Source organism: Paenibacillus sp. JDR-2 (assembly GCF_000023585.1).
GTDB lineage: Bacteria > Bacillota > Bacilli > Paenibacillales > Paenibacillaceae > Pristimantibacillus.
Map to the genome: position 1 here is coordinate 5,117,089 of NC_012914.1, position 24,563 is coordinate 5,141,651.

Sequence of the window (24,563 nt, forward strand, 5' to 3'; positions counted from 1 at the left end):
CTCCTCTCAAAGCGAACTATTCCGGCAAAAGAGTACGTAATTGGTAGTATTGCCCCTTGCCGCAGGTAATAATCGCTTCCGGAAGAAAAAAGAGGCATTCCTCGTCAACCGCCGATTGGGGTTGCTTCAGAATGCCTCTATTCTCAGATGGCAGAGAGTTCGTTATGCATGCGCATGATTGCTGCGTCCTGGAATTTCGCCAGTCGCCTCGAATACGCGTACGATCTCATCGATTTCCTTCTTAAGCTCGTTAAGGAGCTCTGCTTCAGGCACTTTGCGGATCATCTCTCCGTAACGGAACAGCATGCCTTCGCCTCTTGCTCCGGCGATACCGATATCCGCCTCGCGTGCTTCACCCGGGCCGTTAACCGCACAGCCAAGTACAGATACCTTGATAGGTACCTTCAACTTGGAAATATACTCTTCGACTTCGTTTGCGATCGAGAAGAGATCGATATCCAGTCGTCCGCAAGTCGGACAGGAAATCAGGGTTGCCGCGTTGGTAATCAGACCAAAGGTCTTGAGCAGCTCGCGGGCTACCTTAACTTCTTCCACCGGATCCGCACTGAGGCTGATGCGCACCGTATTGCCGATGCCCATCGCGAGCAGTGCGCCGATACCAGCGGAGCTCTTGATTGTACCGGAATGAAGAGTACCTGCTTCGGTAATGCCAAGATGCAGCGGATACTTGATTTTCTCCGCAGCCATGCTGTAAGCCGCAATCGCCATCGGAACGTCGGACGCCTTCAGCGATACGATAATATCATGGAAATCCAGCTCCTCCAGAATGCCGATATGGAAGAGCGCGCTCTCCACCATCGCTTCGGGCGTAGGGTAGCCGTATTTCTCAAGCAGATGATTCTCAAGCGAACCGGCATTAACGCCAATCCGAATTGGAATTCCGCGTTCCTTGCAGGCCTTTACGACAGCTTCAATCTTCTCGCGTCGGCCGATGTTGCCCGGGTTAATCCGGACTTTATCAATGCCGTTCTCGATTGCCTGAAGGGCAAGACGGTAGTCGAAATGAATATCGGCAACAAGAGGAATATGAATCCGTTTCTTAATTTCCTTAATCGCATCAGCAGCTTCCTTATTGTTGACGGTAACCCGCACAATCTGACAGCCCGCTTCTTCCAGACGCAAAATCTCGGCTACTGTAGCCTCTACATCAGCCGTCTTTGTAGTACACATACTCTGAATGATGACTTCATTGCTGCCGCCAATCGTCAGGTTACCGACTTTGACCGGCACAGTATCCTTGCGCAAATACATAAAATGATCTCTCCCATGAACGTCAAAGTCCACCCTTTGACTAGCGAAAAATCCGCGGCCAAAGGGTGGAGGCGATGACGGTAATGAACTTAGGCGCTTTCTTCTTTCTTCTTGCCCTTCTTCGCAGTCAGCTCAGGCATGATTTTGTCTTTTACGTTTTTCTCCGTAATGAGACAAGTGCTCACGTCGTCGCGCGAAGGGACTTCGTACATTACTTCAAGCATAATACCCTCGATAATGGCACGCAAGCCGCGGGCACCCGTGTTCCGTTTGATCGCTTCTTTAGCGATTGCTTCCAGAGCAGCAGGTTCAAAGTCCAGCTTCACGTTATCCATCTCAAGCAGCTTCTGGTATTGCTTCACCAAAGCATTCTTCGGTTCGGACAAAATACGCATCAGGGCTGCTTCATCGAGGGGCTCTAGAGTCGAGATAACCGGCAAACGGCCTACGAACTCTGGGATCAAGCCAAATTTAAGCAAGTCTTCCGGCAGAACCATGGACAGGTATTCGCCCGGCTTCAAGTCCTTTTGAACCTCGCCAGTCGAGCTGAAACCGATCACTTTTTTGCCGATACGGCGTTTGATCAGCGATTCCAGACCGTCAAATGCACCACCGCAAATGAACAGGATGTTCGTTGTATCGATTTGAATAAACTCTTGGTGCGGGTGCTTGCGTCCGCCTTGCGGCGGTACGGATGCAACCGTGCCTTCGAGGATTTTGAGCAATGCCTGCTGCACGCCTTCACCGGATACATCGCGAGTAATCGACGGATTCTCGGATTTGCGGGCTACTTTATCAATCTCATCGATATAGATAATGCCGCGTTCAGCCTTCTCCACATCGTAATCCGCAGCTTGAATGAGCTTGAGCAAAATGTTCTCAACGTCTTCACCGACATAGCCGGCTTCCGTCAGCGAAGTTGCATCCGCAATCGCAAACGGTACGTTCAAGATTTTTGCCATTGTTTGAGCAAGCAAAGTTTTACCCGAGCCGGTAGGACCTACAAGCAGGATATTGGACTTTTGAAGCTCAACGTCTTCAATCTTGCTTTGCGAGTTGATCCGTTTGTAATGGTTGTATACCGCAACGGAAAGGGATTTCTTCGCAAATTCCTGTCCGATTACATACGAATCAAGAATAGCGCGGATATCCTTTGGTTTCGGAATGTCCTTCAGATCAAGCTCTTCCTCATGTCCAAGCTCCTCCTCCACGATTTCCGTGCAGAGCTCGATACATTCGTCGCATATATAAACGCCGGGACCGGCTACCAGTTTACGTACTTGCTCCTGGGATTTTCCGCAGAACGAGCATTTCAGCTGGCCCTTCTCATCATTGAATTTAAACATGCCATTTCACCCCTTCGATTAAATCCTTAGGATACCGGAGTTGTTATTACTTTGTCAATCAAACCATAATTCAGAGCATCTTCCGCGCTCATGAAATTATCGCGGTCCGTATCGCGGTCGATTTTCTCGTAAGGCTGACCGGTACGCTCCACATAAATTTCATTCAGCTTTTGCTTCGTCTTCAGGATCCAGTCCGCATGGATTTTGATATCCGATGCCTGGCCCCGAACGCCGCCAAGCGGCTGATGAATCATAACTTCCGCATTCGGAAGAGCGAAACGTTTGCCTTTCGCGCCGGCTGTAAGGAGGAGCGAGCCCATGCTTGCTGCCATGCCCATACAAATCGTAGATACGTCAGGCTTAATATATTGCATTGTATCATAAATCGCCATACCGGCTGTTACCGAGCCGCCAGGTGAGTTAATGTACAAATGGATGTCTTTCTCCGGGTCGTCGGCCGCCAAAAAAAGCAGCTGTGCGATAACTGAGTTTGCTACATCATCATCGATAGCGCTCCCGAGAAAAATGATTCTGTCCTTGAGCAAGCGCGAGTAAATATCGTAAGACCGTTCTCCGCGATTCGTTTGTTCAACTACGATAGGTACCAGATTCATGCGACCAACCTCTTTTCTATTATGGCTTTTTGGTTCATGTTTTCTATTGTATCACGTCAAATGATCAATGTCATTTTTCCATAATACAGTATACGGTGAGCATCGCTCGATATGTACTGAAGATCATTCTTCAGGTAAAGCTCTTTCATTATGTAGGGTGAAAAGAAGGCACGTATCTGACGATGACGTGCCTTTCCTTCCTATTTATTCAATTGATCTATTACGCTCCAGCAACTTCAGCTGTTTTGCTGTTTTCAACGAGGAATTCAATCGTTTTGCGCAGCTCGATGTCTTCTTTCAAGCTGTCGAATTGACCGTTTTTCTCGAAGACGTCGCGAAGCTCAGCCGCAGGACGGTTGTAAGCTTTCGACAGGGATTCGAGTTCTTCGTTTACGTCTTCTTCGGAAACTTGAATGTTTTCCGATTTAGCGATTGCATTCAGAACCAGGTTGTTGCGAACGCGTTTCTGTGCGTCTTCTTTCATTTGGTCGCGCAGAACTTGCTCGCTTTGGCCGGAGAACTGATAGTACAGGTCGATGTTCATGCCTTGCATGCGAAGACGGTTCTCGAAATCGCGGAGCATAAAGTCAACTTCAGTGTTAATCATTGGTTCCGGCACTTCTACTTCAGCAGCTTCAGCCGCTTTTTCGATTACAGCGTTTTGCAGGTTGCGTTCCGCTTCGCCTTCTTTGTTTTCTTTCAGCTTGGAGACAAGATCCTGCTTGTACTCTTCAAGAGTGTCGAATTCGCTGATGTCTTTTGCGAACTCATCGTCAAGAGCCGGCAGGTTTTTACGTTTGATTTCATGCAGTTTCACTTTGAACACAGCTGGTTTGCCAGCCAGGTTCTCAGCATGGTAGCTTTCAGGGAATGTTACTTCAACATCCTTGAAGTCGCCTGTTTGCATGCCCACAACTTGATCTTCGAAGCCCGGGATGAACGAGTTGGAACCCAGTTCCAAGGAGTAGCTTTCAGCTTTGCCGCCGTCGAACGCTTCGCCGTCTACATAACCGTCGAAGTCGATTACAGTGATGTCGCCGTTTTGAGCAGCGCCTTCTTCAAGGACAGTCAGCTCGGCATGGCGTTGTTGCAGGCGCTCCAGTTCAGCGTTCACTTCTTCTTCGCTGACTGTTGCTTCAAAGGATGGAACTTCCAGACCTTTGTACTCGCCAAGCGTTACTTCAGGGCGAACGATAACTTTTGCTTTGAATTTGAACGATTGGCCTTTAGCGAATTGTTCAACGTCGATTTCAGGACGGTCAACTGGACGTTGTTCCGTCACTTTTACTGCTTCTTCGTAAGCTTGCGGCAGCAGGATGTCGATTGCATCCTGGTACAGGCTTTCCACGCCGAAACGGGATTCGAACATTCCGCGAGGCACTTTACCTTTGCGGAAACCAGGTACGTTTACCTTTTGAACGACTTTCTTAAATGCTTGATCAAGTGCTGCAGCGACTTTCTCAGCATCAACCTCAACGTCGATCGACACGAGGTTCTTGTCTATTTTTTCCCAAGTTGCTTTCATTTTATGCTTTCCCCTCCAAAATTACGCATCACGCCAATTAGTATTCGCTTCATAAACCACTCTATTATAATCAACCTTGGCCATCATTTCAAGGCTGATGATCATCTTCGGTAGATTGCTGCATGGCAGCAACCTGCCGAAGAGTCCTGCATGCCTGTTCATAACGGAACCTCAAAGGTTCGGTTATGCCGTACGCTTCGCGGATATCATCATCGTTCGCAGAGCCGTAAACCGTAAGCAGCAAGGTAAGATGGAGCGCAGCCGCATAGCTGTCGACCGTCTCGTCGTCCTCTCTCTGCATCCACTGGTAAGCAGAAGTTCCATACAGAAATTGGAGACTTTCCTTCCACATTTCTCTGGCAAAATGAGGAAGAGTCGGATCATCCGCTTCCGTCACGGCCTCCACCCGCTCCAGAATCCGGATGACGGGCTGCGGAAAATCATCCAGCGCCAGCGGCGTCTCCTCTATGTCAAGCTCTACCTTCTCGCCCATCCGGTCCAGCATGACCGATCCGGATATTTCCCGCTTCTTCAGGCATTGCAAAGCCTTGAATTGCACAGCCGGGTGAATGGTCTTGCCGCTCGAGAGCCAGTCCAGCATGAACTGGTCCACTTCCGAAGAGTGTATGTATGCCGCGCGTTCCAGCGCCAGGATCTGCTGATCAACCATCGGATGATGCTCCATGATATAGAGCACTTGCTTGATATAAGCCTCATCCTGCTCGGGCGGGTTCAAGAGCTGCTCCCGGAAACTCTCTTCGCTCTCTCCCTCTTCATCGTTAGCGCCGGTCAGCAAGCCGGCTTCCTCGGAGCCCGGGAATGCCATTTCCAGCCAGGTAAGGAGGCTGCCCCATTCCTCATAATGCCGTTCATCCTCACCGCGGCACTGCAGCAGGAAACGGAGCAGATTTTTGGCTTCGCCGTATTGCTCGGATTCCAGCATGCGGGTGAGCTGAATTTGATAATGATCCAGCATCTTCGGAAATAAATATACGTTGTCTGGTGTAGTTATGGTATCACCGCCTTATCGGTCAAACCGTATCATTCGTCTGCCTATTGCTTGCGTTCGATTATATCACGGAACCTATAAATATAAAAACTTACTTCCCTTTAGTCTTGATTTTCTATTCGCGCCTATGCTATATTTACCAAGCGAATTTGATTCGCGGATGTAGTTTAAGTTATTTCGAAAATTACTTCTTGCCAAGTTAAGCAATTACATGCTATACTAATTCTTACGTGTCCCAGTAGCTCAGCCGGATAGAGCACACGCCTTCTAAGCGTGCGGTCGGGGGTTCGAATCCCTCCTGGGACGCCATTTTTATGCCTACTAATAACCCGCAATACCTTGTTTATCAAGGGATTGCGGGTTTTTTGCGTTGCTTTCAGATACACCACGATCGAAATTCCCCTAAAGCTATATCTTCCGTTACGCTTCAACCCCGCAGCTGCTAATTGACTCGCTATTCCTAGCCATTACATTATTGGTTTCGCGATTTGTCAGAACCGCTTTCTCATGGGTCACGCCCCAGTCCCTCATAAGAACGATAAGCGGCCTTAACGTTTCTCCAAACTCGGTAAGCGAGTATTCTACCCTTGGCGGAATCTCCTTATAAATTTCCCTGTGGATGACGCCGTCACTTTCCAGCTCCCTCAATTGCAGCGTAAGCATGCGCTGCGTGATCCGGGGAAACAGTCTGCGCAGCTCGTTAAAGCGTTTAGGCCCATCCGTTAAATGGTACAAGATAACGCCTTTCCATTTCCCGCCTATGACGTCTACCGTCACGGTCACCGGGCACCCGAAATTGATGATATCCGTTTTATTATCCATGATAAAAACTCCTTTGCATTGAAACTATAAGCTTTTTTCCTTGCCAGTCCATTAGTATCCTTTTTAATACTATAGCACAATATTGATATTATCCAACAAAATTGTGCGTACTTGTTGTAATGCATTCGTGAATGTAAGATCTAATTTATCGACGCGTTGATCCATACCCTGTGATACATGAAAGGAAGACACTTATAATGAATAACGTGCAAAAAAAGAAAGATATTCTGGATGCATACGCATTCCGGCATGCCACCAAGCAATTTGATCCCGACCGGAAAATCTCCGATGAGGATTTTCAATTTATTTTGGAAACGGGAAGACTTTCCCCGAGCTCCGTCGGGTTTGAGGCGTGGAGGTTCCTCGTCGTTCAGAACGAAGAACTCCGGATGAAGATCCGCGAAGTTGCCTTCGGCGGACAAGGACAGCTCCCGACTGCAAGCCACCTGGTCATTCTTCTTGCCCGAAAAGATGTAAGATACGATTCCAAATATGTCGAGTACATTTACAAAAATATCAAGGGCTTGTCGGATGAGGCATTCGAGCCTATCCCCGTGGTGTACAAGGAATTCCAAGAGAATGACCTTCGCATCCTCGATAACGAAAGAACGCTGATTGACTGGGCATCCAAGCAAACGTATATTCCGCTTGCCAACATGATGACGGCCGCTGCGCAAATCGGCATCGATTCATGCCCGATGGAAGGATACAACAAAGATAAGGTTACGGCTATATTGAAAGATGCCGGCGTATTGGATGAGGAGTTATACGATCTATCTGTAATGGTAACTTTCGGATATCGCGCGTCTGAGCCAAAACATCCTCAAGCCCGGCGCCCGATTGATGAAGTTGTGGAGTGGGTTCATTAAGAAAGAAAACCGCAACGCCTTGTTCTTCAAGGCGTTACGGTTTTCTTCAAGGCGTTGCGGATCAAGGTGAAACGGCTATCGCCGTTCTTAATGATTTATACGATAGCTGCGGATTTGTCCGCTATGAATTGATAAAGCTTCTCTATCTGCCCGTCCGTCATTTCGCAGCTGTTGTCATAAACAAGGATGGACGATTGCGGAATTTCCCAATGAATATCCGGTACAAAGGCTACGCGTTTCTCGAAATGCGACCAGTTATCCAGCTTCCATTGATCGCGTTCAGTCTGACGCCCGATAATCCGGTTTTTCTGCAGCTCGATGTTCTCCAGAGTTACTACGATTACTTTTACGTCCACTTGCTCTCTAGTCAAACCTGCAGCCGAGATGACTTCCTTTATCCAAGCATTATTTTTAAGCTCCGCCGTAAAAGGAGAGATCATAAATACGTTTTGTCCAGCAGCCAGATTCTCGATGCAAATATCTTTGGTCGTATCGTATTCCAAATCGCGAAGGTTTTGTTTGTAGAAATCCGAATCGCGGTCGTTCTTGTCGAGCCCGTTACGTTCCAGCATCGCCTCAACGAAACGTCCCCCTACCGTATCGCGGTCCAGAAAAGCAGCCGGAATGCGTTCCGAAATTTTTCTGGCTACGGTTGTCTTGCCCGTACCTGCTACACCTACGAAAAACACTAACTTTTGCAATGCTTGATGCCTCCACTTTAAAACTAGTTTTATCCTCCCATTGTACCATCCCTTGCCCAATAAAGGTATCACAAAGGTAACAAAATCCGTCAGTTCCGGACAATTCCCTTACAAAAAAAAGGATAATGATCTCCTGAGAGTGTCCATTATCCCTTGTTGCTCTAACTTATAGACGGCCCGGATCCAAAATTCCCATCGCTTCTACATGCTTGCTCGTGGTCTCGGTTCCATGTTCATGTATAAACAGATAAATATCGCGGAGAATGGCATCGTAACCTGCATTCATCCGTTTGTCGCTCGGAAGGTCCTGCAGTGTGCCTACCGCGTAATTGTAATGTCCGGTTATCGCCTCGTCCATGCTGGATAGATCCTCGAACATCACCTGCAGCTGATTAAATTCCTCATCGTTAGCCAAAATCTCCAGCTCGTAAGAGGCCGCTCCCTGATCCTGCAAAATTTGACCGGCCTGGACCGAGACATAATATTTTTTACGCTCATCGCCTGACATAGGTGAATACTCAGCTCCTTTTTACAAACATGCGCTTTTAGCATCCCCCGGCGGACAGACATTTTATCCCTTTTTTCCGCATATAACGGATATTATCGCTACAGGAGTCCAGCAGAAGAGAGGAATGAGATTATGTGTGGAATAACCGGCTGGATCGATTGGACCCGGGATTTAACCCAGGACAGCAGCAGCCTGATCAAGATGACCGAGACATTAGCGCTGCGCGGTCCTGATGCATCGGGTACATGGATTTCATCCCACTGCGCTCTAGGCCACCGCAGGCTTAGCGTTATTGATCCCGAGAATGGCGCTCAGCCGATGATTCGGCGCTCGGGCGATGACACATATGTCGTTGTCTATAACGGCGAGCTTTACAACGCGCTTGAGCTGAGGAAAGAGCTGGAGGACCGCGGCAGAACCTTTACGACCCACTGCGATACGGAAGTTCTTCTGGTGTCTTATATGGAATGGGGCAAGGCTTGCGTCGAACGGTTCAACGGCATATTTGCCTTTGCGATTTGGGATGTTACCGAACAAGAGATGTTCCTGGCCCGCGACAGACTAGGCGTCAAACCGTTGTTCATCAGCTTTGCGGATGGACTTTTTATTTTCGGTTCCGAGCCGAAAGCCATTCTGGCCCATCCGGCTGTCAAAGCGGAAGTAGGAGCTGAAGGCTTGGCGGAAATCTTTATCATCGGTCCTGCCCGCACGCCGGGCCAAGGCGTATACAAAGATATTACGGAGCTGCTGCCGGGGCAATGCATGACGGTTACCCGTTCCGGCGTCCGCAAGACAAAATATTGGAGCCTGGAGACCATCCCCCACGAAGAGGATGTGGAAGCGACCGCCGAGCATGTCCGCGAGCTCCTTAAGGATACAACCGAGCGCCAGCTTGTATCGGACGTGCCGGTTGGGACATTGCTCTCCGGAGGTCTCGATTCCAGCGCATTAACGGCGCTAGCCGTAAGTTATTACGAGCAGACCGGCCAAGGCAACGTAAATACGTACTCCGTAGATTACCGGGATAACGACAAGCACTTCCAAGCGCATGCCTTTCAGCCGAACAGCGACGCTCCATGGATTGAACGCATGGTTTCCCATCTGGATACGATTCATCATCCGATCCAATTCGATACGCCGGAACTGGTTGGCGCGCTCCGCGATGCAACGCTGGCACGCGATTTGCCAGGCATGGCAGACGTCGACGCCTCCCTCCTTCTGTTCTGCCGAGAGATTAAAAAAGGCGCTACCGTAGCAATCTCCGGTGAAGCGGCGGACGAAATCTTCGGCGGTTATCCGTGGTTCCACCGCGAGGAAGCGCTGAGCGCCAATACGTTCCCATGGTCCCTTGCCTCCTCCATGCGGGCTGAGCTGCTAGCACCGGATGTTGCGGCATGGATCAAGCCGATTGATTATATTAACGACCGTTATGCGCAGGCCATTGCTGAAGTGCCTCATCTGGACGGAGAGTCCGAGACGGTACGCAAAATGCGCAAAATGTCTTACCTTAACATCACCCGCTTCATGCCGACTCTGCTCGACCGCAAGGACCGGATGAGCATGGCTGCCGGGCTGGAGGTGCGGGTACCGTTTTGCGATCACCGGCTTGTTCAATATGTCTGGAATATCCCTTGGGAAATCAAAACGGCCGGCGACCGCGAAAAGGGTATCCTTCGCCGGGCGTTACGCGGCGTGCTGCCCGACGATGTGCTGACGCGCAAGAAAAGCCCTTATCCAAAAACGCATAATCCGAATTATCTCTCGGCCGTTAAAGGGCTTATGCTTGATATATTAAACGATCCTTCCTCTCCGCTGCTTCCGCTCATTAATGTGAGCAAGATCAGAGAGCTGGCCGAATCGGATTCGGCGAAGTCGAATATACCGTGGTTTGGTCAGCTGATGTCGGGGCCGCAGCTGTTTGCTTATTTATATCAGGTGAATACTTGGCTGAAGGAGTATGGAGTGAGCGTGAAGTGATAATCGCTGCGCATTCGAATGTTCTTTCAACCGCTGTTGCTCGGGGATTCCTTGAATAAAGTTGACTAAAGGTTAGAATCCCCGAGCAAAGGCGGACGCTGCGCTTTTCAAGAATCATTCGATCGCTCCGCTCACCAAACCTTAAAAGAGAAAAAAACGTCACCGGTATAAGCCGGTGACGTTTTTTTGTGTAAGCATTATTTAGTTAGTTTTCAGCTTCTCGATCAGCTTAGCGAGAGCATTGCCGCGATGGCTGATCGCCTGCTTCTCTTCCTTGGACAGCTCCGCCATCGAGCGGTTAAGCTGCGGAAGCCAGAATAACGGATCGTAGCCGAATCCGCCGTCTCCGCGAGGCCGCTCGGCAATATAGCCGTCAACCGTGCCTTCCGTCTCGACAAACTCTCCGTTAGCCGGATCGTATAAAGCGAGCACGCAGACGAATTGCGCAGAGCTTAACAGCCGTGTGCCGTCCGCAAGCGGTTCTGCTGCATCCGGTGCATTCAGGCACTTCAGCTCTTCCAGCAGCTTGGCGTTATTAGAGGCATCCGTAGCGCCTTCGCCCGAGTAACGGGCCGAATAGACTCCGGGAGCTCCGCCCAGCGCCGTTACCCGCAGGCCGGAATCGTCGGCGAGCACGGGTACGTTAAATACATCTCCTGCCGCTTTCGCTTTGATCCGGGCATTGGCGGAGAACGTATCGCCGTCTTCCACAATATCCGGGAAATCCGGATATTCGTTCAGGCTGACAACCGTACGGCCAAGCTTTGCGAAGGCATGGGCGAATTCCTTCACCTTGCCCTCATTCTTCGTCGCGATCAATATAGGCTGTGCCACTTCGTTACCCTCCAATCCGGTCCGCAATCTCTCCTAGTGCCTCACGCTGCTTCTCGATCAATTCCTCGATCCCGCCTTCTGCCAGCTCGAGCAGCTTGTTCAGTTCTTCGCGCGAGAACGGCGAGTCTTCCCCCGTGCCTTGCAGCTCGACGAATTTGCCTTCTCCGGTCATGACCACATTCATGTCGACCTTCGCTTTGGAATCCTCGTCGTAGTTCAGATCCAGCAGCTCGCGCTCCTGAATAACGCCAACGCTAACCGAGGCGAGGAAAGCCGTAATCGGATATTTTGGAAATTGCGTTGTTTTCGACAGCTTGTTAACGGCGAGACATAGCGCTACAAATGCGCCGGTAATCGACGTTGTGCGCGTACCGCCATCCGCCTGGATAACATCGCAGTCCAGGGTAATCGTCCGTTCGCCCAGCGCCTGCAGATCCACAATAGAGCGCAGCGCGCGTCCGATCAGACGCTGAATTTCCATCGTACGGCCCGACAGCTTGCCTTTTGCCGACTCCCGATGGTTACGGGAATGGGTAGCACGCGGCAGCATCGAATATTCGGCCGTAATCCAGCCCTTGCCTTGTCCTTTCATGAAAGGCGGAACCCGCTCTTCTACGCTGGCGGTACAAATAACCTTTGTCTCGCCAACCTCAATCAGAACGGAGCCTTCCGCATATTTATTAACCCCTGTCGTTATCGTAACGGGCCGAAGCTGGTTCGGTTGCCGACCGTCTGTCCTCATTCTTTTGTTCCTCCTGAATCATTCGCTTTCGCTTATGTACTAGCTATGCAATCTTTCCTATTTTACCAAAGCAGCATGCGAAAAGCATCTTTTCCGACAAAAAACAGTCCCGACCGGTCTCAGCGACCAGTACGGGACTGCTTTTCTTCTTGATGCTTGCTTAGCTTTTTATCGCATTGACATGATGCGGACGGGATACCGGCTTGCTGTAATCCACGTTATTTTCGTCGGTTACCGTCTGACCGTTCAGCGTAATTTGGACTTGGGCGGCACCGGTGTTCTCCGTAATCGACAGGACGATAGCTTCGAGCATCTCGGCCGGAGCAGGGAGACCCGTTTCAAACGCCTGATCCTTCAGATCTACCGTAACCGTATCATCCTTCTGTTTAATGCTGTTCACTTCAACATCGTTAGTAAGAACAGCTGTCAGATTTTTAGCGTTCAGAGGACCGGTTATAAGCTGCTCCATAGCTGCTTGCGCGGACGTTTCGTCGGAACGGTTAATCAAACGCGTAACTGGGACATAATACTGTTCGTCATTAGCGGTTTGCGACGAGAAGTAGAGCGTTACCGGCGTGGAGTTCAAATAGTTGACTCCGTCAGCAGCCTCAAGGTTGATCCCTACGGAGCGCGTAAGCGGCTCGTCAAGCGGGAAGCCGCCCTGCGGCATTTCCGGCAGCTTGGCGCCGTCATACCACACTTCAACGCCTTTTGCTCCCATTGCCGTCAATGTCCAAGTAATGGCTTCAACGATTGTACGCTCGTCCGTTGCGGGATAATCCGTAAACGTTCCGCCAAATTCAACCGTAGCGACTTGCGTTTTTTGATCGATGTGAAGCGACTTCACTTCCGTGCCTTTTGGCAGTACCGCACGGAAATCTTCCGGCAGCTGGCTTGCGAAGCTTCCGCCGTCCACCATAATTTCGAGAGCTTTCTTGCCGGCTTCCTCTACCGCATTCTCGGTAAGCGATGCTTTCAGCGATACCGGTGCAAGGTAGCCGTTCCGGTCTTCCAGATAAACGGTCAGGTTGGAATCATCATCTTGTCCAGGCATAACAGCCTGTCCGGTAGTTGTACCGTCTACATTACCTGTTGATGCGGTTTGCTGCGGCGGATCGATCTCCCCTTTTGCATCCTGCGAAATCAAGCCGCATCCTGTTGCAAGAATGGGAAAAACCAGTACACCGCAAATTGCTGCACGGCGAATCCATCTTGTTTGAGTCATTGAAATTTCCTCCCAAATTAAGTTATTGCCTGTTCGGCGACTTTGTACATTTGTTGATTTGTAGTACTATGTATACGAGCCCTTCCCTTTTTTAGACCAGTTTTGTCCACAAAATCTGAGGGGGTTAACTAAATTGTTCAAACAAGTCACTTACAGCTTAAACAGCCGCGAAGTCGCGGAAGCCACCAACGAATGGCTCGACAAACGCGGCGTATCCAAAACATCCATTGCACAGCTCGTGCATTTTCTTCAGAAGGATTATTATCCTGAACTGACGTTAGACGAGTGCATTACAAACGTGGAAGCCGTTCTGTCCAAAAGAGAAGTGCAGAATGCCGTATTAACCGGCATCCAGCTCGATCTTCTGGCAGAAGAAGGAAAGCTGATGGCTCCGTTGCAAGAGATGGTCCGAAATGACGAAGGCCTGTACGGATGCGATGAAATATTGGCTCTTTCCATCGTTAATGTATACGGCAGCATCGGGTTTACTAACTTTGGCTATATCGACAAGCTGAAGCCGGGTATTCTGAAAAAGCTGAATGACAAGAACGACGGTCAAATCCATACCTTCTTGGATGATATCGTTGGAGCAATTGCCGCTGCAGCCGCAAGCCGTCTGGCTCACCGCAAGCAAGCAGGACGCGAAGAAGAAGCGGAACGATTGAAGGAATAGAAACTGGCAGAAAAAAGCTGTCCTGCATTTGCAGGACAGCTTTTTCTATGGCTTGACTTCTCTCTGAACCTTTTCTAAATTTTGGAATATTTTATTAGTAAAGCAAAATGCGAGAGGAGTGACCAGGCAGGATGAAAGAGAGGAATGAGAGACATGTGGCATGGCATACCTCCTGTGTGGCCCGGGAAGACAGAGAGCAGATGAATGGTCACCAGAGCTGTATCTTGTGGCTGACCGGCTTGTCCGGTTCCGGCAAATCTACCGTTGCTGCAGCCCTAGAGAAGGAACTGTATAAGCAGCACTGCCGCACTTATATTCTGGACGGCGACAATCTCCGGCACGGGATAAACCGGGACCTGGGCTTTGATCCAGAGGATCGGTCGGAGAATATCCGAAGGATTGGCGAAATAGCGAAGCTGCTTGCCGATGCCGGCATTATTACGATTGTGGCCGCGATCTCCCCCTATAGACAAGACCGGGACAAAGTGAGGGCAACATGTAAACCCGGCGATTTTATCGAGGTGTACGTGCATTGCACGGTTGAGGAATGCGAGCGAAGAGATCCGAAAGGATTTTACAAAAAAGCACGATCCGGGGAAATCAGGCATTTTACCGGCCTTTCTGCGCCTTATGAGCCGCCTCTTCAAGCAGAGCTTGTACTTAAGACAGATGAACATACCGTATACGATTCGGTTACCCAAGTGATGGCCTATATCCGGAGCAGGCAGCTTGACCGTTCAAGCCTGGAAAAAGAGACGGAATCATGACAAACAACCTGCTGCTATATTTGCATATTCCCAAAACGGCTGGCTCCTCGTTTACCCAGGCGATCACCGATAATTGTCCGAACACCGTTCATTTCCATACGCTGAAAGACGGTTTGCAATTAAGTGAACAGCTTATCGACGCGGATGCCTTAAGCGGGCATTTCATTTACGGCATTCATCATTTTACGAAGAGGCCTTACCGGTATATTACCATGCTCCGGCATCCTCTCGAACGGACCCTCTCCCATTTTTACTTCAAGTATAAAAATCCTGCATACAAAGTTTCTTACGATAAAGAGCTGACCTTCGAGGAGTATGTTCTTAACCCTTACTACGATGCCGAGTACTGCAATCTTCAAGCTAGAATGATATCAGGCGAGCTCAATAACCCGTATCCGAATTTCAAAAAAGCCCGTGCTCACCTAGACAAACATTTCGCATTTGTCGGCCTTACGGAGCAATATGACATTTCGTTATTTCTGCTTGCTCAAATCATGAACTGGAAACCGCTGTATTACCCTAAAGTCAACGTAACGCCTAACCGTCCGGCGTACAGCACCTTATCCAGCGAAGCCATTAAAAATGTCATTCTAAAAAACGAGATTGACCGGAAACTGTATGAGCATGCCTGCAATCGATTTAACAAAAGCGTATTGAACTTGTCGTCTGAACAAACGAATCAGCTCAAAGCCTATTTAAGAGCGGCCGGAAGTTAAAACAAAAAAGGCCTCACAACCGTGAAGCCTTCTCGATTCTTCTTCTTTTACTCGGCAGTCCGGAACATGACCGTATCCGGCGTACCCGTCCGAATCACTTTCCCCCGTTTCTCCAAATAATGGAGGTGGGCAATCGTCTCCGACATAGCAAAACGCAAATTATGAGGATTCGTCCGCAGATGACCGCCAAATAAATGCTCGCATACCTCAAAAGCGCTGCTTGGCTCTCTAAGCATGTCCCGCATTTTAGTCAGCCGCCGTTTATGATGCTCTTTTATTTCAACGATCCGGTTGGCAAAATCGGCAAACGGCTCCCGATGGCCCGGGAAAGCAAGCTTCACCTTGTATCCTGACAGCTCGTCCAGGCTGTTCAAGAAACAGCCAAGCGGATCCTCTTCCTCTCCCGGATTAAAAGCAATATTGGGCGTAATACGGGGCAATACCTGATCCCCGCATATCATCGTTTCCTTATTAGGCTCGTAGAAGCACAATTGCCCAAAAGCATGTCCCGGAGCATCAATCATCTGCCATTCCGTTCCGCCAAGCCGAATGGTCCCTCCAGCTTTCAGATAAGTCACTTCAGGCTGCGGCGATACTTGGCGGACAAATCCGTCCAGGTTGTTCTTAATATCGAGCGTCAGCTCGTCCGGCATCCCGTGGATGGCGAAATGCGCGCGGAGCTCCTCCGCGTAAGTGCTGCTCTCTCCCCATAAACGCCGCGTATATCCGTGGGAACGTTCCGAGATATATACAGGCGCGCCCGTCCGCTCCTGGAAATACCCGGCTAACCCGTAATGGTCCGGATGCTGGTGCGTAAGCACAATACGATTGATCTGCTCCAAAGTTAGAGCGTGGTTGAGGAATACCTCCTCCCAGGCCGCAAGCGCGTCGTCCGTATGCAGACCGGGATCTATCACGGTATAAGTCCCGCCGTCCTCGGGAATCAAATAGCTGTTAACCCATTTTAATGAAAAAGGAAGCGGAATTTTCACTTGAATCCATCCGCCGTCCCATACCTTTGTCTCCACCGTCATGGATGCTGTGCCTCCCTATACGCCATTCAACCATCGTAACCCTGCCGACAGTCTAGTATTCGCTTTACTTCCCATACTTACTTGTTTACCGCGCTGGAATAAGCCGGGTTGTATGCTGAAGATCGGATATCGCCGCGGCGCCAATTCCGAACATGGCCGCACGCAATTCAAATTCAATACGTTCGAATTGTTCAATCAGCTGCTCAACCGAAACCCGAGTCTCCCCGTTCGCCGCACGCGGAAGAAGCGCCCGTCCAAAGCCGGCAATATCGGCTCCAAGCGCAATCGACTTCGCTGCGTCTACGCCATGCTGCAGGCCTCCGCTTGCTATTACCGTCGTATTCGGCAGCCGGCTTTTCACTTCCCTGACGCTCTCGGCAGTCGGAATTCCCCAGCCGGCGAAAGCTTCGGCCGCGAGCCTTCGCATCGGGTCATTCTGGCGGTATTTTTCAACCTGGCTCCAGGACGTGCCGCCCGCTCCCGCTACATCTATAAAAGCTGCACCTGCCGAAGCAAGAGCTGCAGCCGTATCAGCGTCAATCCCCCAGCCTACTTCTTTGATTCCCACAGGCACGGATAAAGCGCGGCATACCTCCCCTATCCGGGGAAGCAACGAGCGGAAGTTCGTATCCCCCTCCGGCTGAAACACTTCCTGCATACTGTTTAGATGAAGGACAAGCGCATCGGCTTCCGCAATTTCCACCGCCTTGCGGCAGGCATCGACCCCATATCCGTAATTAAGCTGAACAGCGCCCAGATTCGCGATCACAGGAACGGAAGGCGCGATATCTCTTATATAAAAGGAAGCCGCCAATTCTTCTTGTTCAATTGCGGCCCTCATCGATCCCAAACCAATCGCCCAGCCTCTTGTTTCTGCCGCTTCAGCCAGGCGCCGGTTTATCGCACCTGCTTCGTTTGTGCCCCCAGTCATCGAACTGACCAGCAGCGGCGTACGCATACGGCGCCCCAGCCATTCCGTATCCAGCCTGATATCGTCAAACGCAATTTCGGGAAGGGCATTATGACGGAAACGAAATTGGTCAAAGCCCGTTTCAATGCCTTCGCCCGCTACGTTCTCCTGCAGGCAGATGCGGATATGCTCGCTTTTGCGTTTCGATGTGGAAGCGCTTGCCCCCGATATTTGCTCTACTGTCATATAGGGCAATCCTCCTATTTGTATAGCCAACCTCCGCTTATACATAAATGCAACAGGCATTTTAGCATAAGCTTTAAGCTTTGCGAGAATACTTTTGTTCATCATAACCCAGCGATCAGGAGCGGAGCAAGGATAGGACAAAGACTGACTATATTTTTGACGTTTACAATCATTAAAATGAATTTTACAATCAATTTTGTTGTTAAAATGAATATTATAATTTAGAATAGAATCAAATGAGATTGAGGGGGCATCTTCCATGAACGTAAGAATTTTTGACACGCAATTAGAGCTGGACGCCTTTGCGGCCGATCTTTTTATCGATATCGTTAAATCAAAGCCAAACGCGGTACTAGGACTTGCAACAGGATCGACACCCGTAGGCATTTATGCCAAAATGGTAGAGAAATATCGCAAAGGCGATGTGTCCTTCGCCGATGTTACGACGTTTAACCTCGACGAATATGTCGGGCTGAAGCCTTACAATGATCAAAGCTACGCTTATTATATGAACAAGCACTTATTCGCTCATATCGATATTCCGGATACGCAGACCTTCCTTCCGAACGGCATGGCGGAGGATTTGGATGCAGAATGCGCGCAATATGACGGCATGCTGCTGGAACGGCAGGTTGACGTTCAGCTTCTAGGGATCGGCCATAACGGGCATATCGGCTTTAACGAGCCGGACCATGCTTTATCGGGCGAGACTCACGTTGTGAAGCTTAAGGATGAGACGCGTGAAGCGAATGCGAGATTTTTCGCAAGCATGGACGAAGTACCGGAATACGCGATTACGATGGGCGTTGGCTCGATCTTGAAGGCAAATTCGATTGTACTCGTGGTGCGTGGCGCGGATAAAGCGGATATCGTCAAACAAGCGTTGACCGGGCCCATTACGACGGAGGTACCGGCATCCTTGCTCCAGACGCATCCGCGCGTAACCGTGCTCCTTGACCGCGAGGCAGGAAGGATGTTGGGGTAATGACACAACAAGGCGGCAAATCGCTGCTCATTCATAACGTACGGATTGTTCTGGAAGACCGGATTGTCGAAGGCAGCGTAAGCATCAAGGATGGTATTATTGCTAGCATTAATGAAGGCAAGGAAGAGACAACAGGCATTGATCATGTCCTGGACGGACAAAGCGCTTGGCTGCTTCCTGGCTTTATCGACGTCCACGTGCATGGCGGTTTTGGCGGAGATTTTATGGATGCCAATGCGGAAAGCTATGACACGATCACGAAGTTCCATGCTTCCCAAGGCACGACGGGGATGCTGGCTACAACCGTAACGGCTTCGCAAGAAGCCATAGAAGCTGTATTCAAGGCCACCAGCGCTTATATGAAAAATGACATGCCGTATGCCCCGCTGCTTGGCGTCCATCTGGAAGGACCTTTTATCAGCCTCAAGTGGATCGGAGCCCAGAATCCGGCATTCCTGTCGCCGCCGCGTATCGACTGGCTGGAGGATTGGACGGCGCGTTATCCGGGCATTCTCAAGCTGCTGACGCTTGCTCCCGAGAATGAAGGCGCCGTCGATGCAATCAAATGGCTGTCCGACCATAACGTCGTTGTCGCATGCGGCCATACCGATGCAACCTTTGAAGTGATGACGCAAGCAGCGGAAGCCGGACTTACGCATGCCGTTCATACTTATAACGCTATGCGCCCGCTTCATCACCGCGAGCCGGGCACCGTAGGCGCCGTGCTGACCGACGACCGGATTTACGCGGAGCTTATCGCCGACGGCCATCACGTGCATCCGGGAGCGATCAAGCTGCTTGCTTCCTCCAAGCCGGAGGATAAGCTTATTCTTATTACCGATGCGATCTCCGCGGCCGGAAGACCGGATGGCTTGTATGATCTTGGAGGACTGCCCGTTATCGTACAGGATGGCGTAGCGAGGCTGCAGGAAGGCAATCTGGCCGGCAGCAGCTTGACGATGATTAACGCTTTCCGTTACATGTTGGAGAATTCCGGGTTATCCGTTAATGAGATCAGCCGTTATGCCAGCGCCAACCCGGCAAGACAGCTCGGCTTGTTCGAGCGAACCGGCTCCATCGCGGTTGGCAAACAAGCAGATCTGGTTCTTGCCGAACCCGATTTCGGCAAAGTACGATCGACATGGGTAAGCGGCAAACAGGTATATTCGGCAGAGTAAATAAAAGAGCGGTTGAAAAGGGGATTTCCCCTTCAACCGCTCTTTCTATTTCTGTTCTGCTACATGGACAACGATCTGATGCTGTCCGGCTTTGTCCGACAAATCTCCCGTTAACGGCACATCCGTAATAAAAGCCTGCAGCTCAGGCAGTGCAGCGATCGAGAACAGCGAGGTCTTGCCGACCTTTGTCTGGTCAAACACCGCATACGTGGTATGGGAACGCTTGATAAGCGCCTTTGCTATCTGAGCTTCCTGTTCGGAATAGGTCGTAATCCCGCCGTTAGCGGATATGCCGTCCACCCCGATAAACATTTTGCCGATATTCAAATGCGCGACCATTCCTTCGCCTAGCGGCCCGCATAGCTCAAAGCTGTTATGACGCATAATGCCGCCGGTTACGACAACCTGGACACTGCTGCCCGCAAGCTCCATCGCGATATTAACGGCATTGGTAACAACAGTGATCCCGCTTCTCAGCTTAAGCAGCTTGGCAATCAGATAGTTCGTGGTTCCGCCCGACAAACCAATAACATCGCCTTCTTCGATAAGCGATGCCGCTTTGGCAGCGATACGCTCCTTCTCCAAATACGACAGCCCTTCCCGTTCCGCAAACGCAGTGTCGCGGACCGTATTCATGCCGTCGTACATCGCACCGCCGATGGTTCGAATGATCGGATAAGTCGCTTCCATATGCTCCAAATCGCGTCTAGCCGTCGCCTCCGAGCAATCAAAGCGTTCCACCAGCTCTTGGATCGTAATGCGTCCTTGCTGCTTGAGCAGCTGCAATATCGCTTCGCGGCGGCGCTGCCCTTTGGATCCAGAAACGTTCGAATCAACCATTGTTATCGCTCCACCCACGCTTTAGAGGACATGCGCTGCTCAACGGCGCTCCACTCCGGAAGAGCCTCCCAGTCACCGCGCATTTGCACGACAAGCGATCCGTTGATGCTGGCCAGGCCAACCGCCTCCACCGGCGTCATGCCTCTCATTACGCCAGCCAGGAAGCCCGCGCAGAAGCCGTCACCTGCTCCAACCGTATCGACTACCTTCTCGGCCGGATAGAACGGTACGCTTGCTTCCTCGCCATTCTCGAGGACAACCGTTGTATCGCCAAGTCCTTTAATAACCGTAACAGCCTTCAGCTGCTTCAGCTTTGCCTTCACTTCTTCAAAGTCATCCGTCTGGTACAGAAGCTTCAGCTCGTCCCAGCCCGGCAGGAAGTAATCCGCTGCTTCAGCAAGCGGGAGCAGCACTTCGCGAGCTTCTTCAATCGACCACAGCTTAAGACGAAGATTCGGATCGAAACAAATTTTTATGCCAGCCTCTTTCGCAATCTGCACGGCCCGAAGCACCGTTTGCTTCGCGCTCTCGCTAAGAGCCGTTGTAATGCCTGTTATATGCAGCAGCTTGGCACCGCGGATATAATCCGCATCCAGCTCCTCCGGAGTCATACGGCTTGCCGCAGAATGCTTGCGGTAGTAATGAACGGCAAGGCGGCCCGCCACCTGTTCGCGGAACATCATGCCGGTCGGAGCCTCGTCGCTGAATTTTACGCGCGATACATCAACGCCTTCTCCGCGAAGCGTTTTCACAATCATGCGGCCAAAAGGGTCGCTGCCAAGCGCCCCGAACCAGCCTACGGAGCAACCGAGTCTTGCAAGTCCGATTGCCACGTTGCTTTCCGCGCCGCCGAAGCCTTGCTCCAGCGTTGTTGCCCGTTCCAGAGCTTTATGCTCCTGCGGCATAAACAATGCCATCGATTCCCCAAAGGTTACTACGTCTGGTGATGACTGATGCATGATTTCTCCTCCTAAAAAGAATTACCATTTGAGTAGTCGTCCTTTGACTACTATGGTAATTCTTACTTCGTAAGCGTTGACTGTTACTTGTACATCGGGAAAGCCATGAAATAAATGACAACCACGTAAAGAACCAATACGATCAAGCTGAACGTGCGTGCTTTTGCGATATGGCCTGTCGCGCTTTGTCCGTCCTGAATCGAGGATACGATACGCTTAAGCGGCTTCGACATAATGCCGGAGATAGCTGCGATGGCAAGGAACAGAACGGTTACGATAATCATCCAGGCAACGGAATAATCCGCCTGCGACATCATGTAGCCTCCAGTCAGCAGTTGAACAATAAGCGCATATTGCACAATCCGGTTTGCCGACACAAGGCCGTCAGCCAGTCCGCCTTGCCCAAGGCCGGCAAGTTTTGTCGCTTTGCCAATCATGATCGGAAGCACGATATAAAAGCCCATCCCGACTGCCCCTAGCAAGTGTAAAAAGAAAAACACATCATTCATAAAATACCCTCCTGCATATGCGTAATCTACCAATAAGTATACTAAATGGCTGTCTGAAACACAAAGCCGAGCCCTAAGGAATACGGCATTTCAAGAGCATTTTCGGCAATGTTCAAGATTTTGTCTTAAAGCCGTGTTTGGCGATTACTCCATGGATGGCGAAATAGTCGACTTCCTCCGGCAGAGCATCTTTAAGAGGCCTCAGCTTGTCCCATCCCAGCTCCCCGATGACCTGTACAATCCGGTCCTCATACTGCTCCGGAATGATCCGGCTCCACTCGAGCTCATAGCCTTCTTCCGAACAGCGGATCAAGTGACCCTCTATCGTTACCCGGCTTAGTCCACGCTCTTCCGCAATAGCTGCTGTCTCCAGGCCGGCATTAAACCGCTCAAGCGTTTGAACATGGCTTGGCGTTTCCTCCGAGGATGCCGGAGGACGCGCTGCCGGCCGTTTTGGCACCGTGTTGATGCTGGCCGTAGCGTTATTTCCACCGCTTCCGGCATGCGCCTGAATAATAGCCAGTACTTCCTCTCCGTATTTGCTTGCTTTGGCCGCGCCAATCCCTTTCGTCTGCATCAGCTGCTCTTCCGTAACGGGACGCACATCCGCCAGTTCCTTCAGCGTCGCATCAAAGAACAGCATAAACGGAGGCACATTCTCTCTCGCCGCCGCCTCCTTGCGCCATTGCTTAAGGGCATCAAACAGAGGAGAAGAGGCTGCTCCGCCGTCTCCTGAAGCGCTTCTGCGAACGCTGGTCCGCAGGCGCTGCATCACGGTCTCATTGCCCTCCAGTATCGGCAGAGCGCTTGCCGTGAGCGATACGGTCGGATACTGTCCTTCGCTCATCCTGAGATATCCTTCCGCCACCAGCCAGTACAGCCAGTCGGCAATCTCCTTCTCAGGCCAATTACTGAAGAGTCCGTAAGTCGTCAGCCGGTCCAGACCAAACTCGAGCAGACGTTTGTCCCGCGAGCCTTTGAGCACCTTGGCCGCCATCGTAACGCCAAACCGCCCTTTCATCCGGCCCACGCAGGATAATGCCTTCTGTGCTTCGGCCGTCCGGTCAACCAGCTCGCTTTTATCAAGACAGTTGCTGCATTTTCCGCAAGGCTCAACGCCTTTCTCGCCGAAATAATCGACGATGTATTGCTGAAGACAGCGCTGCGTGCGGCTGTAGTTCATCATGTTATGAAGCTTGGACAGCTGGACTGATTTCCGGTATTCATCGCCCATACCTTGTTCAATCAGGAAACGCTGCACCTGCACATCCTGCGGTTCGAACAGCAGCACGCATTCGCTCTCCTCGCCGTCCCGGCCGGCACGTCCCGCTTCCTGGTAGTAGGACTCGATATCGCCCGGCATCTGCCAATGAATCACGTAACGGACGTTGGGCTTGTCGATCCCCATTCCGAAAGCATTCGTGGCCACCATAATACGGAGTTCATCAAACCGGAAGCGCTCCTGCGTCTCCGCACGCTCCTTATCGGACAGTCCGCCATGATATTTACCCGCCGCAATTCCTTTTCGAACCAGCAGCTCCTGCACCTGCTCCGCTTCTTTTCTGGTAGCCGTATAAATAATGCCGGATTGATCCTCCCGCTCGCGCAAAAATTGCTGAAGGAAGTTTTTCTTGTCCCCGCCGCTTACAACCGAAAGAGATAGATTCGGCCTAGCAAAGCCAGTCACAAAAACATTCGGTTCACGCAAACCAAGCATCGCCGTAATGTCCGCGGCTACCTCCTGCGTCGCTGTCGCCGTAAAAGCCGCAACAAGCGGACGGTTAGGCATTTTGCCGATCCAGCCGGCCAACTGCCGGTAGCTTGGACGGAAATCATGCCCCCACTGCGACACGCAGTGGGCTTCGTCGATTGCAATCATCGGGATATGAAGCTGCTCGGACAAGGTTGTAAACATAGGCGCATCCAGCCGCTCCGGAGCTACATACAGCATTTTGTACTCGCCTCTCAGCGCATTGCGCAGGATAGTCCGGTATTCCTCCGCTCCTAGCGAGCTGTTCAGAAACGCCGCCGGCACCCCTAGCCGGTTTAATGCGTCAACCTGATCCTTCATCAAAGATATAAGCGGTGAAATAACGATCGAGGTTCCCGGCATAAGCAAGGACGGAATTTGATAGCAGATCGACTTCCCTCCGCCTGTTGGCAGAATGGCAAGCGTATCCCGTCCCTCCAATATCCCTTCGATAATTCCCTCTTGTCCTGGACGAAACGTATCGTACCCGTAGACCTTTTTCAGCTCGCTCCGTGCCTGCTGAAGCACGTCGATTCCCCCTTCCGTAATCAC

At 50.8% G+C, this 24,563-nt stretch carries 24 protein-coding genes and 1 tRNA gene; 8 read left to right on the forward strand and 17 right to left on the reverse strand.

Features of this window, described 5'->3' with window-relative positions; genetic code table 11:
* Window positions 1-162: 162 nt before the first annotated feature.
* From ispG to PJDR2_RS22410, 5 genes are all read right to left on the reverse strand, one after another.
* Window positions 163-1,272 (reverse strand): flavodoxin-dependent (E)-4-hydroxy-3-methylbut-2-enyl-diphosphate synthase, encoded by a 1,110-nt coding sequence (gene ispG / locus PJDR2_RS22390; protein ID WP_015846008.1) that lies wholly within the window; start codon window positions 1,270-1,272, stop codon window positions 163-165.
* A gap of 89 nt (window positions 1,273-1,361) precedes the next feature.
* On the reverse strand, window positions 1,362-2,618 hold the full coding sequence (clpX, locus tag PJDR2_RS22395) for an ATP-dependent protease ATP-binding subunit ClpX (protein ID WP_015846009.1): 1,257 nt from the start codon (window positions 2,616-2,618) through the stop codon (window positions 1,362-1,364).
* Window positions 2,619-2,644: 26 nt separating this feature from the next.
* Window positions 2,645-3,232 (reverse strand): ATP-dependent Clp endopeptidase proteolytic subunit ClpP, encoded by a 588-nt coding sequence (clpP, locus tag PJDR2_RS22400; RefSeq protein ID WP_015846010.1) that lies wholly within the window; start codon window positions 3,230-3,232, stop codon window positions 2,645-2,647.
* Window positions 3,233-3,452: 220 nt separating this feature from the next.
* Window positions 3,453-4,757, reverse strand: a complete 1,305-nt coding sequence (gene tig, locus PJDR2_RS22405; protein WP_015846011.1) for a trigger factor — start codon at window positions 4,755-4,757, stop codon at window positions 3,453-3,455.
* A gap of 88 nt (window positions 4,758-4,845) precedes the next feature.
* A complete protein-coding gene (locus PJDR2_RS22410) occupies window positions 4,846-5,733 on the reverse strand; it encodes a hypothetical protein (RefSeq protein ID WP_015846012.1) in 888 nt (295 codons plus the stop codon).
* 265 nt (window positions 5,734-5,998) lie between these two features.
* Here PJDR2_RS22410 and PJDR2_RS22415 point away from each other — a divergent pair.
* A tRNA-Arg gene (locus PJDR2_RS22415) sits at window positions 5,999-6,075 on the forward strand.
* A gap of 111 nt (window positions 6,076-6,186) precedes the next feature.
* Here the strand turns inward: PJDR2_RS22415 and PJDR2_RS22420 are convergent.
* Window positions 6,187-6,588, reverse strand: coding sequence for a winged helix-turn-helix transcriptional regulator (locus tag PJDR2_RS22420; RefSeq protein ID WP_015846013.1), 402 nt, complete (start codon window positions 6,586-6,588; stop codon window positions 6,187-6,189).
* A gap of 194 nt (window positions 6,589-6,782) precedes the next feature.
* On the opposite strand from PJDR2_RS22420, the gene PJDR2_RS22425 reads away from it, so the two are divergent.
* The gene (locus PJDR2_RS22425; protein ID WP_416202277.1) at window positions 6,783-7,457 is read left to right on the forward strand and encodes an NAD(P)H-dependent oxidoreductase; all 675 of its coding nucleotides are present in this window, start codon (window positions 6,783-6,785) and stop codon (window positions 7,455-7,457) included.
* 95 nt (window positions 7,458-7,552) lie between these two features.
* On the opposite strand, the gene PJDR2_RS22430 is transcribed toward PJDR2_RS22425, so the two are convergent.
* Window positions 7,553-8,158 (reverse strand): AAA family ATPase, encoded by a 606-nt coding sequence (locus tag PJDR2_RS22430; protein WP_015846015.1) that lies wholly within the window; start codon window positions 8,156-8,158, stop codon window positions 7,553-7,555.
* A 166-nt stretch (window positions 8,159-8,324) separates the two neighbouring features.
* The gene (locus PJDR2_RS22435) at window positions 8,325-8,666 is read right to left on the reverse strand and encodes a hypothetical protein (RefSeq protein ID WP_015846016.1); all 342 of its coding nucleotides are present in this window, start codon (window positions 8,664-8,666) and stop codon (window positions 8,325-8,327) included.
* Window positions 8,667-8,798: 132 nt separating this feature from the next.
* Here PJDR2_RS22435 and asnB point away from each other — a divergent pair, with 132 nt between their 5' ends.
* Window positions 8,799-10,643, forward strand: a complete 1,845-nt coding sequence (gene asnB, locus PJDR2_RS22440) for an asparagine synthase (glutamine-hydrolyzing) (protein ID WP_015846017.1) — start codon at window positions 8,799-8,801, stop codon at window positions 10,641-10,643.
* A gap of 201 nt (window positions 10,644-10,844) precedes the next feature.
* On the opposite strand, the gene PJDR2_RS22445 is transcribed toward asnB, so the two are convergent.
* The 3 genes from PJDR2_RS22445 to PJDR2_RS22455 form a co-directional block, all read right to left on the reverse strand.
* Window positions 10,845-11,477 (reverse strand): XTP/dITP diphosphatase, encoded by a 633-nt coding sequence (locus PJDR2_RS22445; RefSeq protein ID WP_015846018.1) that lies wholly within the window; start codon window positions 11,475-11,477, stop codon window positions 10,845-10,847.
* 4 nt (window positions 11,478-11,481) lie between these two features.
* Window positions 11,482-12,219 (reverse strand): ribonuclease PH, encoded by a 738-nt coding sequence (gene rph / locus PJDR2_RS22450; protein WP_015846019.1) that lies wholly within the window; start codon window positions 12,217-12,219, stop codon window positions 11,482-11,484.
* A 160-nt stretch (window positions 12,220-12,379) separates the two neighbouring features.
* The gene (locus PJDR2_RS22455; RefSeq protein WP_015846020.1) at window positions 12,380-13,444 is read right to left on the reverse strand and encodes a GerMN domain-containing protein; all 1,065 of its coding nucleotides are present in this window, start codon (window positions 13,442-13,444) and stop codon (window positions 12,380-12,382) included.
* A gap of 133 nt (window positions 13,445-13,577) precedes the next feature.
* On the opposite strand from PJDR2_RS22455, the gene PJDR2_RS22460 reads away from it, so the two are divergent.
* The 3 genes from PJDR2_RS22460 to PJDR2_RS22470 all read left to right on the forward strand — a co-directional run bounded on the left by PJDR2_RS22460 (window position 13,578) and on the right by PJDR2_RS22470 (window position 15,600).
* On the forward strand, window positions 13,578-14,117 hold the full coding sequence (locus tag PJDR2_RS22460; RefSeq protein WP_015846021.1) for a phosphatidylglycerophosphatase A: 540 nt from the start codon (window positions 13,578-13,580) through the stop codon (window positions 14,115-14,117).
* A gap of 131 nt (window positions 14,118-14,248) precedes the next feature.
* Entirely contained in the window at window positions 14,249-14,884 is a 636-nt protein-coding gene (gene cysC, locus PJDR2_RS22465; RefSeq protein WP_015846022.1) for an adenylyl-sulfate kinase, read from the forward strand.
* Window positions 14,881-15,600: a sulfotransferase family 2 domain-containing protein gene (locus PJDR2_RS22470; RefSeq protein ID WP_015846023.1), complete on the forward strand. Its 720-nt coding sequence runs from the start codon at window positions 14,881-14,883 to the stop codon at window positions 15,598-15,600. The genes cysC and PJDR2_RS22470 overlap by 4 nt, the downstream gene beginning before the upstream one ends.
* Before the next feature lie 47 nt (window positions 15,601-15,647).
* Here PJDR2_RS22470 and PJDR2_RS22475 read toward each other — a convergent pair whose 3' ends face one another.
* Both PJDR2_RS22475 and fni read right to left on the reverse strand, forming a co-directional pair.
* Window positions 15,648-16,634 carry an MBL fold metallo-hydrolase gene (locus PJDR2_RS22475; protein ID WP_015846024.1) on the reverse strand — a complete coding sequence of 329 codons (987 nt, stop codon included), beginning with the start codon at window positions 16,632-16,634 and terminating at the stop codon, window positions 15,648-15,650.
* Window positions 16,635-16,719: 85 nt separating this feature from the next.
* On the reverse strand, window positions 16,720-17,790 hold the full coding sequence (gene fni, locus PJDR2_RS22480) for a type 2 isopentenyl-diphosphate Delta-isomerase (RefSeq protein ID WP_015846025.1): 1,071 nt from the start codon (window positions 17,788-17,790) through the stop codon (window positions 16,720-16,722).
* A gap of 259 nt (window positions 17,791-18,049) precedes the next feature.
* Between fni and nagB the strand changes: the two genes are divergently transcribed.
* Together nagB and nagA are read left to right on the forward strand one after the other, a co-directional pair.
* Entirely contained in the window at window positions 18,050-18,775 is a 726-nt protein-coding gene (gene nagB / locus PJDR2_RS22485) for a glucosamine-6-phosphate deaminase (RefSeq protein ID WP_015846026.1), read from the forward strand.
* Window positions 18,775-19,953 carry an N-acetylglucosamine-6-phosphate deacetylase gene (gene nagA, locus PJDR2_RS22490; RefSeq protein WP_015846027.1) on the forward strand — a complete coding sequence of 393 codons (1,179 nt, stop codon included), beginning with the start codon at window positions 18,775-18,777 and terminating at the stop codon, window positions 19,951-19,953. The genes nagB and nagA overlap by 1 nt, the downstream gene beginning before the upstream one ends.
* Window positions 19,954-19,998: 45 nt before the next feature.
* Here nagA and PJDR2_RS22495 read toward each other — a convergent pair whose 3' ends face one another.
* From PJDR2_RS22495 to recQ, 4 genes are all read right to left on the reverse strand, one after another.
* Window positions 19,999-20,793, reverse strand: a complete 795-nt coding sequence (locus PJDR2_RS22495) for a DeoR/GlpR family DNA-binding transcription regulator (RefSeq protein WP_015846028.1) — start codon at window positions 20,791-20,793, stop codon at window positions 19,999-20,001.
* 2 nt (window positions 20,794-20,795) lie between these two features.
* A complete protein-coding gene (locus PJDR2_RS22500) occupies window positions 20,796-21,752 on the reverse strand; it encodes a sugar kinase (protein WP_015846029.1) in 957 nt (318 codons plus the stop codon).
* An 83-nt stretch (window positions 21,753-21,835) separates the two neighbouring features.
* Complete coding sequence (locus PJDR2_RS22505) at window positions 21,836-22,261, reverse strand: hypothetical protein (RefSeq protein WP_015846030.1); 426 nt, start codon at window positions 22,259-22,261, stop codon at window positions 21,836-21,838.
* 112 nt (window positions 22,262-22,373) lie between these two features.
* Window positions 22,374-24,539, reverse strand: coding sequence for a DNA helicase RecQ (gene recQ / locus PJDR2_RS22510; protein WP_015846031.1), 2,166 nt, complete (start codon window positions 24,537-24,539; stop codon window positions 22,374-22,376).
* Window positions 24,540-24,563 lie beyond the last annotated feature (24 nt).

Bases quoted from the DNA above. Each gene is read 5' to 3' on its own strand.
- PJDR2_RS22495 (WP_015846028.1), bottom strand. From the start codon at position 20,793: ATGGTTGATTCGAACGTTTCTGGATCCAAAGGGCAGCGCCGCCGCGAA.
- nagB (WP_015846026.1), top strand. From the start codon at position 18,050: ATGAACGTAAGAATTTTTGACACGCAATTAGAGCTGGACGCCTTTGCG.
- cysC (WP_015846022.1), top strand. From the start codon at position 14,249: ATGAAAGAGAGGAATGAGAGACATGTGGCATGGCATACCTCCTGTGTG.
- clpX (WP_015846009.1), bottom strand. From the start codon at position 2,618: ATGTTTAAATTCAATGATGAGAAGGGCCAGCTGAAATGCTCGTTCTGC.
- asnB (WP_015846017.1), top strand. From the start codon at position 8,799: ATGTGTGGAATAACCGGCTGGATCGATTGGACCCGGGATTTAACCCAG.
- rph (WP_015846019.1), bottom strand. From the start codon at position 12,219: ATGAGGACAGACGGTCGGCAACCGAACCAGCTTCGGCCCGTTACGATA.
- ispG (WP_015846008.1), bottom strand. From the start codon at position 1,272: ATGTATTTGCGCAAGGATACTGTGCCGGTCAAAGTCGGTAACCTGACG.
- PJDR2_RS22470 (WP_015846023.1), top strand. From the start codon at position 14,881: ATGACAAACAACCTGCTGCTATATTTGCATATTCCCAAAACGGCTGGC.
- fni (WP_015846025.1), bottom strand. From the start codon at position 17,790: ATGACAGTAGAGCAAATATCGGGGGCAAGCGCTTCCACATCGAAACGC.
- PJDR2_RS22410 (WP_015846012.1), bottom strand. From the start codon at position 5,733: ATGCTGGATCATTATCAAATTCAGCTCACCCGCATGCTGGAATCCGAG.
- clpP (WP_015846010.1), bottom strand. From the start codon at position 3,232: ATGAATCTGGTACCTATCGTAGTTGAACAAACGAATCGCGGAGAACGG.
- PJDR2_RS22505 (WP_015846030.1), bottom strand. From the start codon at position 22,261: ATGAATGATGTGTTTTTCTTTTTACACTTGCTAGGGGCAGTCGGGATG.
- PJDR2_RS22475 (WP_015846024.1), bottom strand. From the start codon at position 16,634: ATGACGGTGGAGACAAAGGTATGGGACGGCGGATGGATTCAAGTGAAA.
- PJDR2_RS22455 (WP_015846020.1), bottom strand. From the start codon at position 13,444: ATGACTCAAACAAGATGGATTCGCCGTGCAGCAATTTGCGGTGTACTG.
- tig (WP_015846011.1), bottom strand. From the start codon at position 4,757: ATGAAAGCAACTTGGGAAAAAATAGACAAGAACCTCGTGTCGATCGAC.
- PJDR2_RS22420 (WP_015846013.1), bottom strand. From the start codon at position 6,588: ATGGATAATAAAACGGATATCATCAATTTCGGGTGCCCGGTGACCGTG.
- nagA (WP_015846027.1), top strand. From the start codon at position 18,775: ATGACACAACAAGGCGGCAAATCGCTGCTCATTCATAACGTACGGATT.
- PJDR2_RS22435 (WP_015846016.1), bottom strand. From the start codon at position 8,666: ATGTCAGGCGATGAGCGTAAAAAATATTATGTCTCGGTCCAGGCCGGT.
- PJDR2_RS22500 (WP_015846029.1), bottom strand. From the start codon at position 21,752: ATGCATCAGTCATCACCAGACGTAGTAACCTTTGGGGAATCGATGGCA.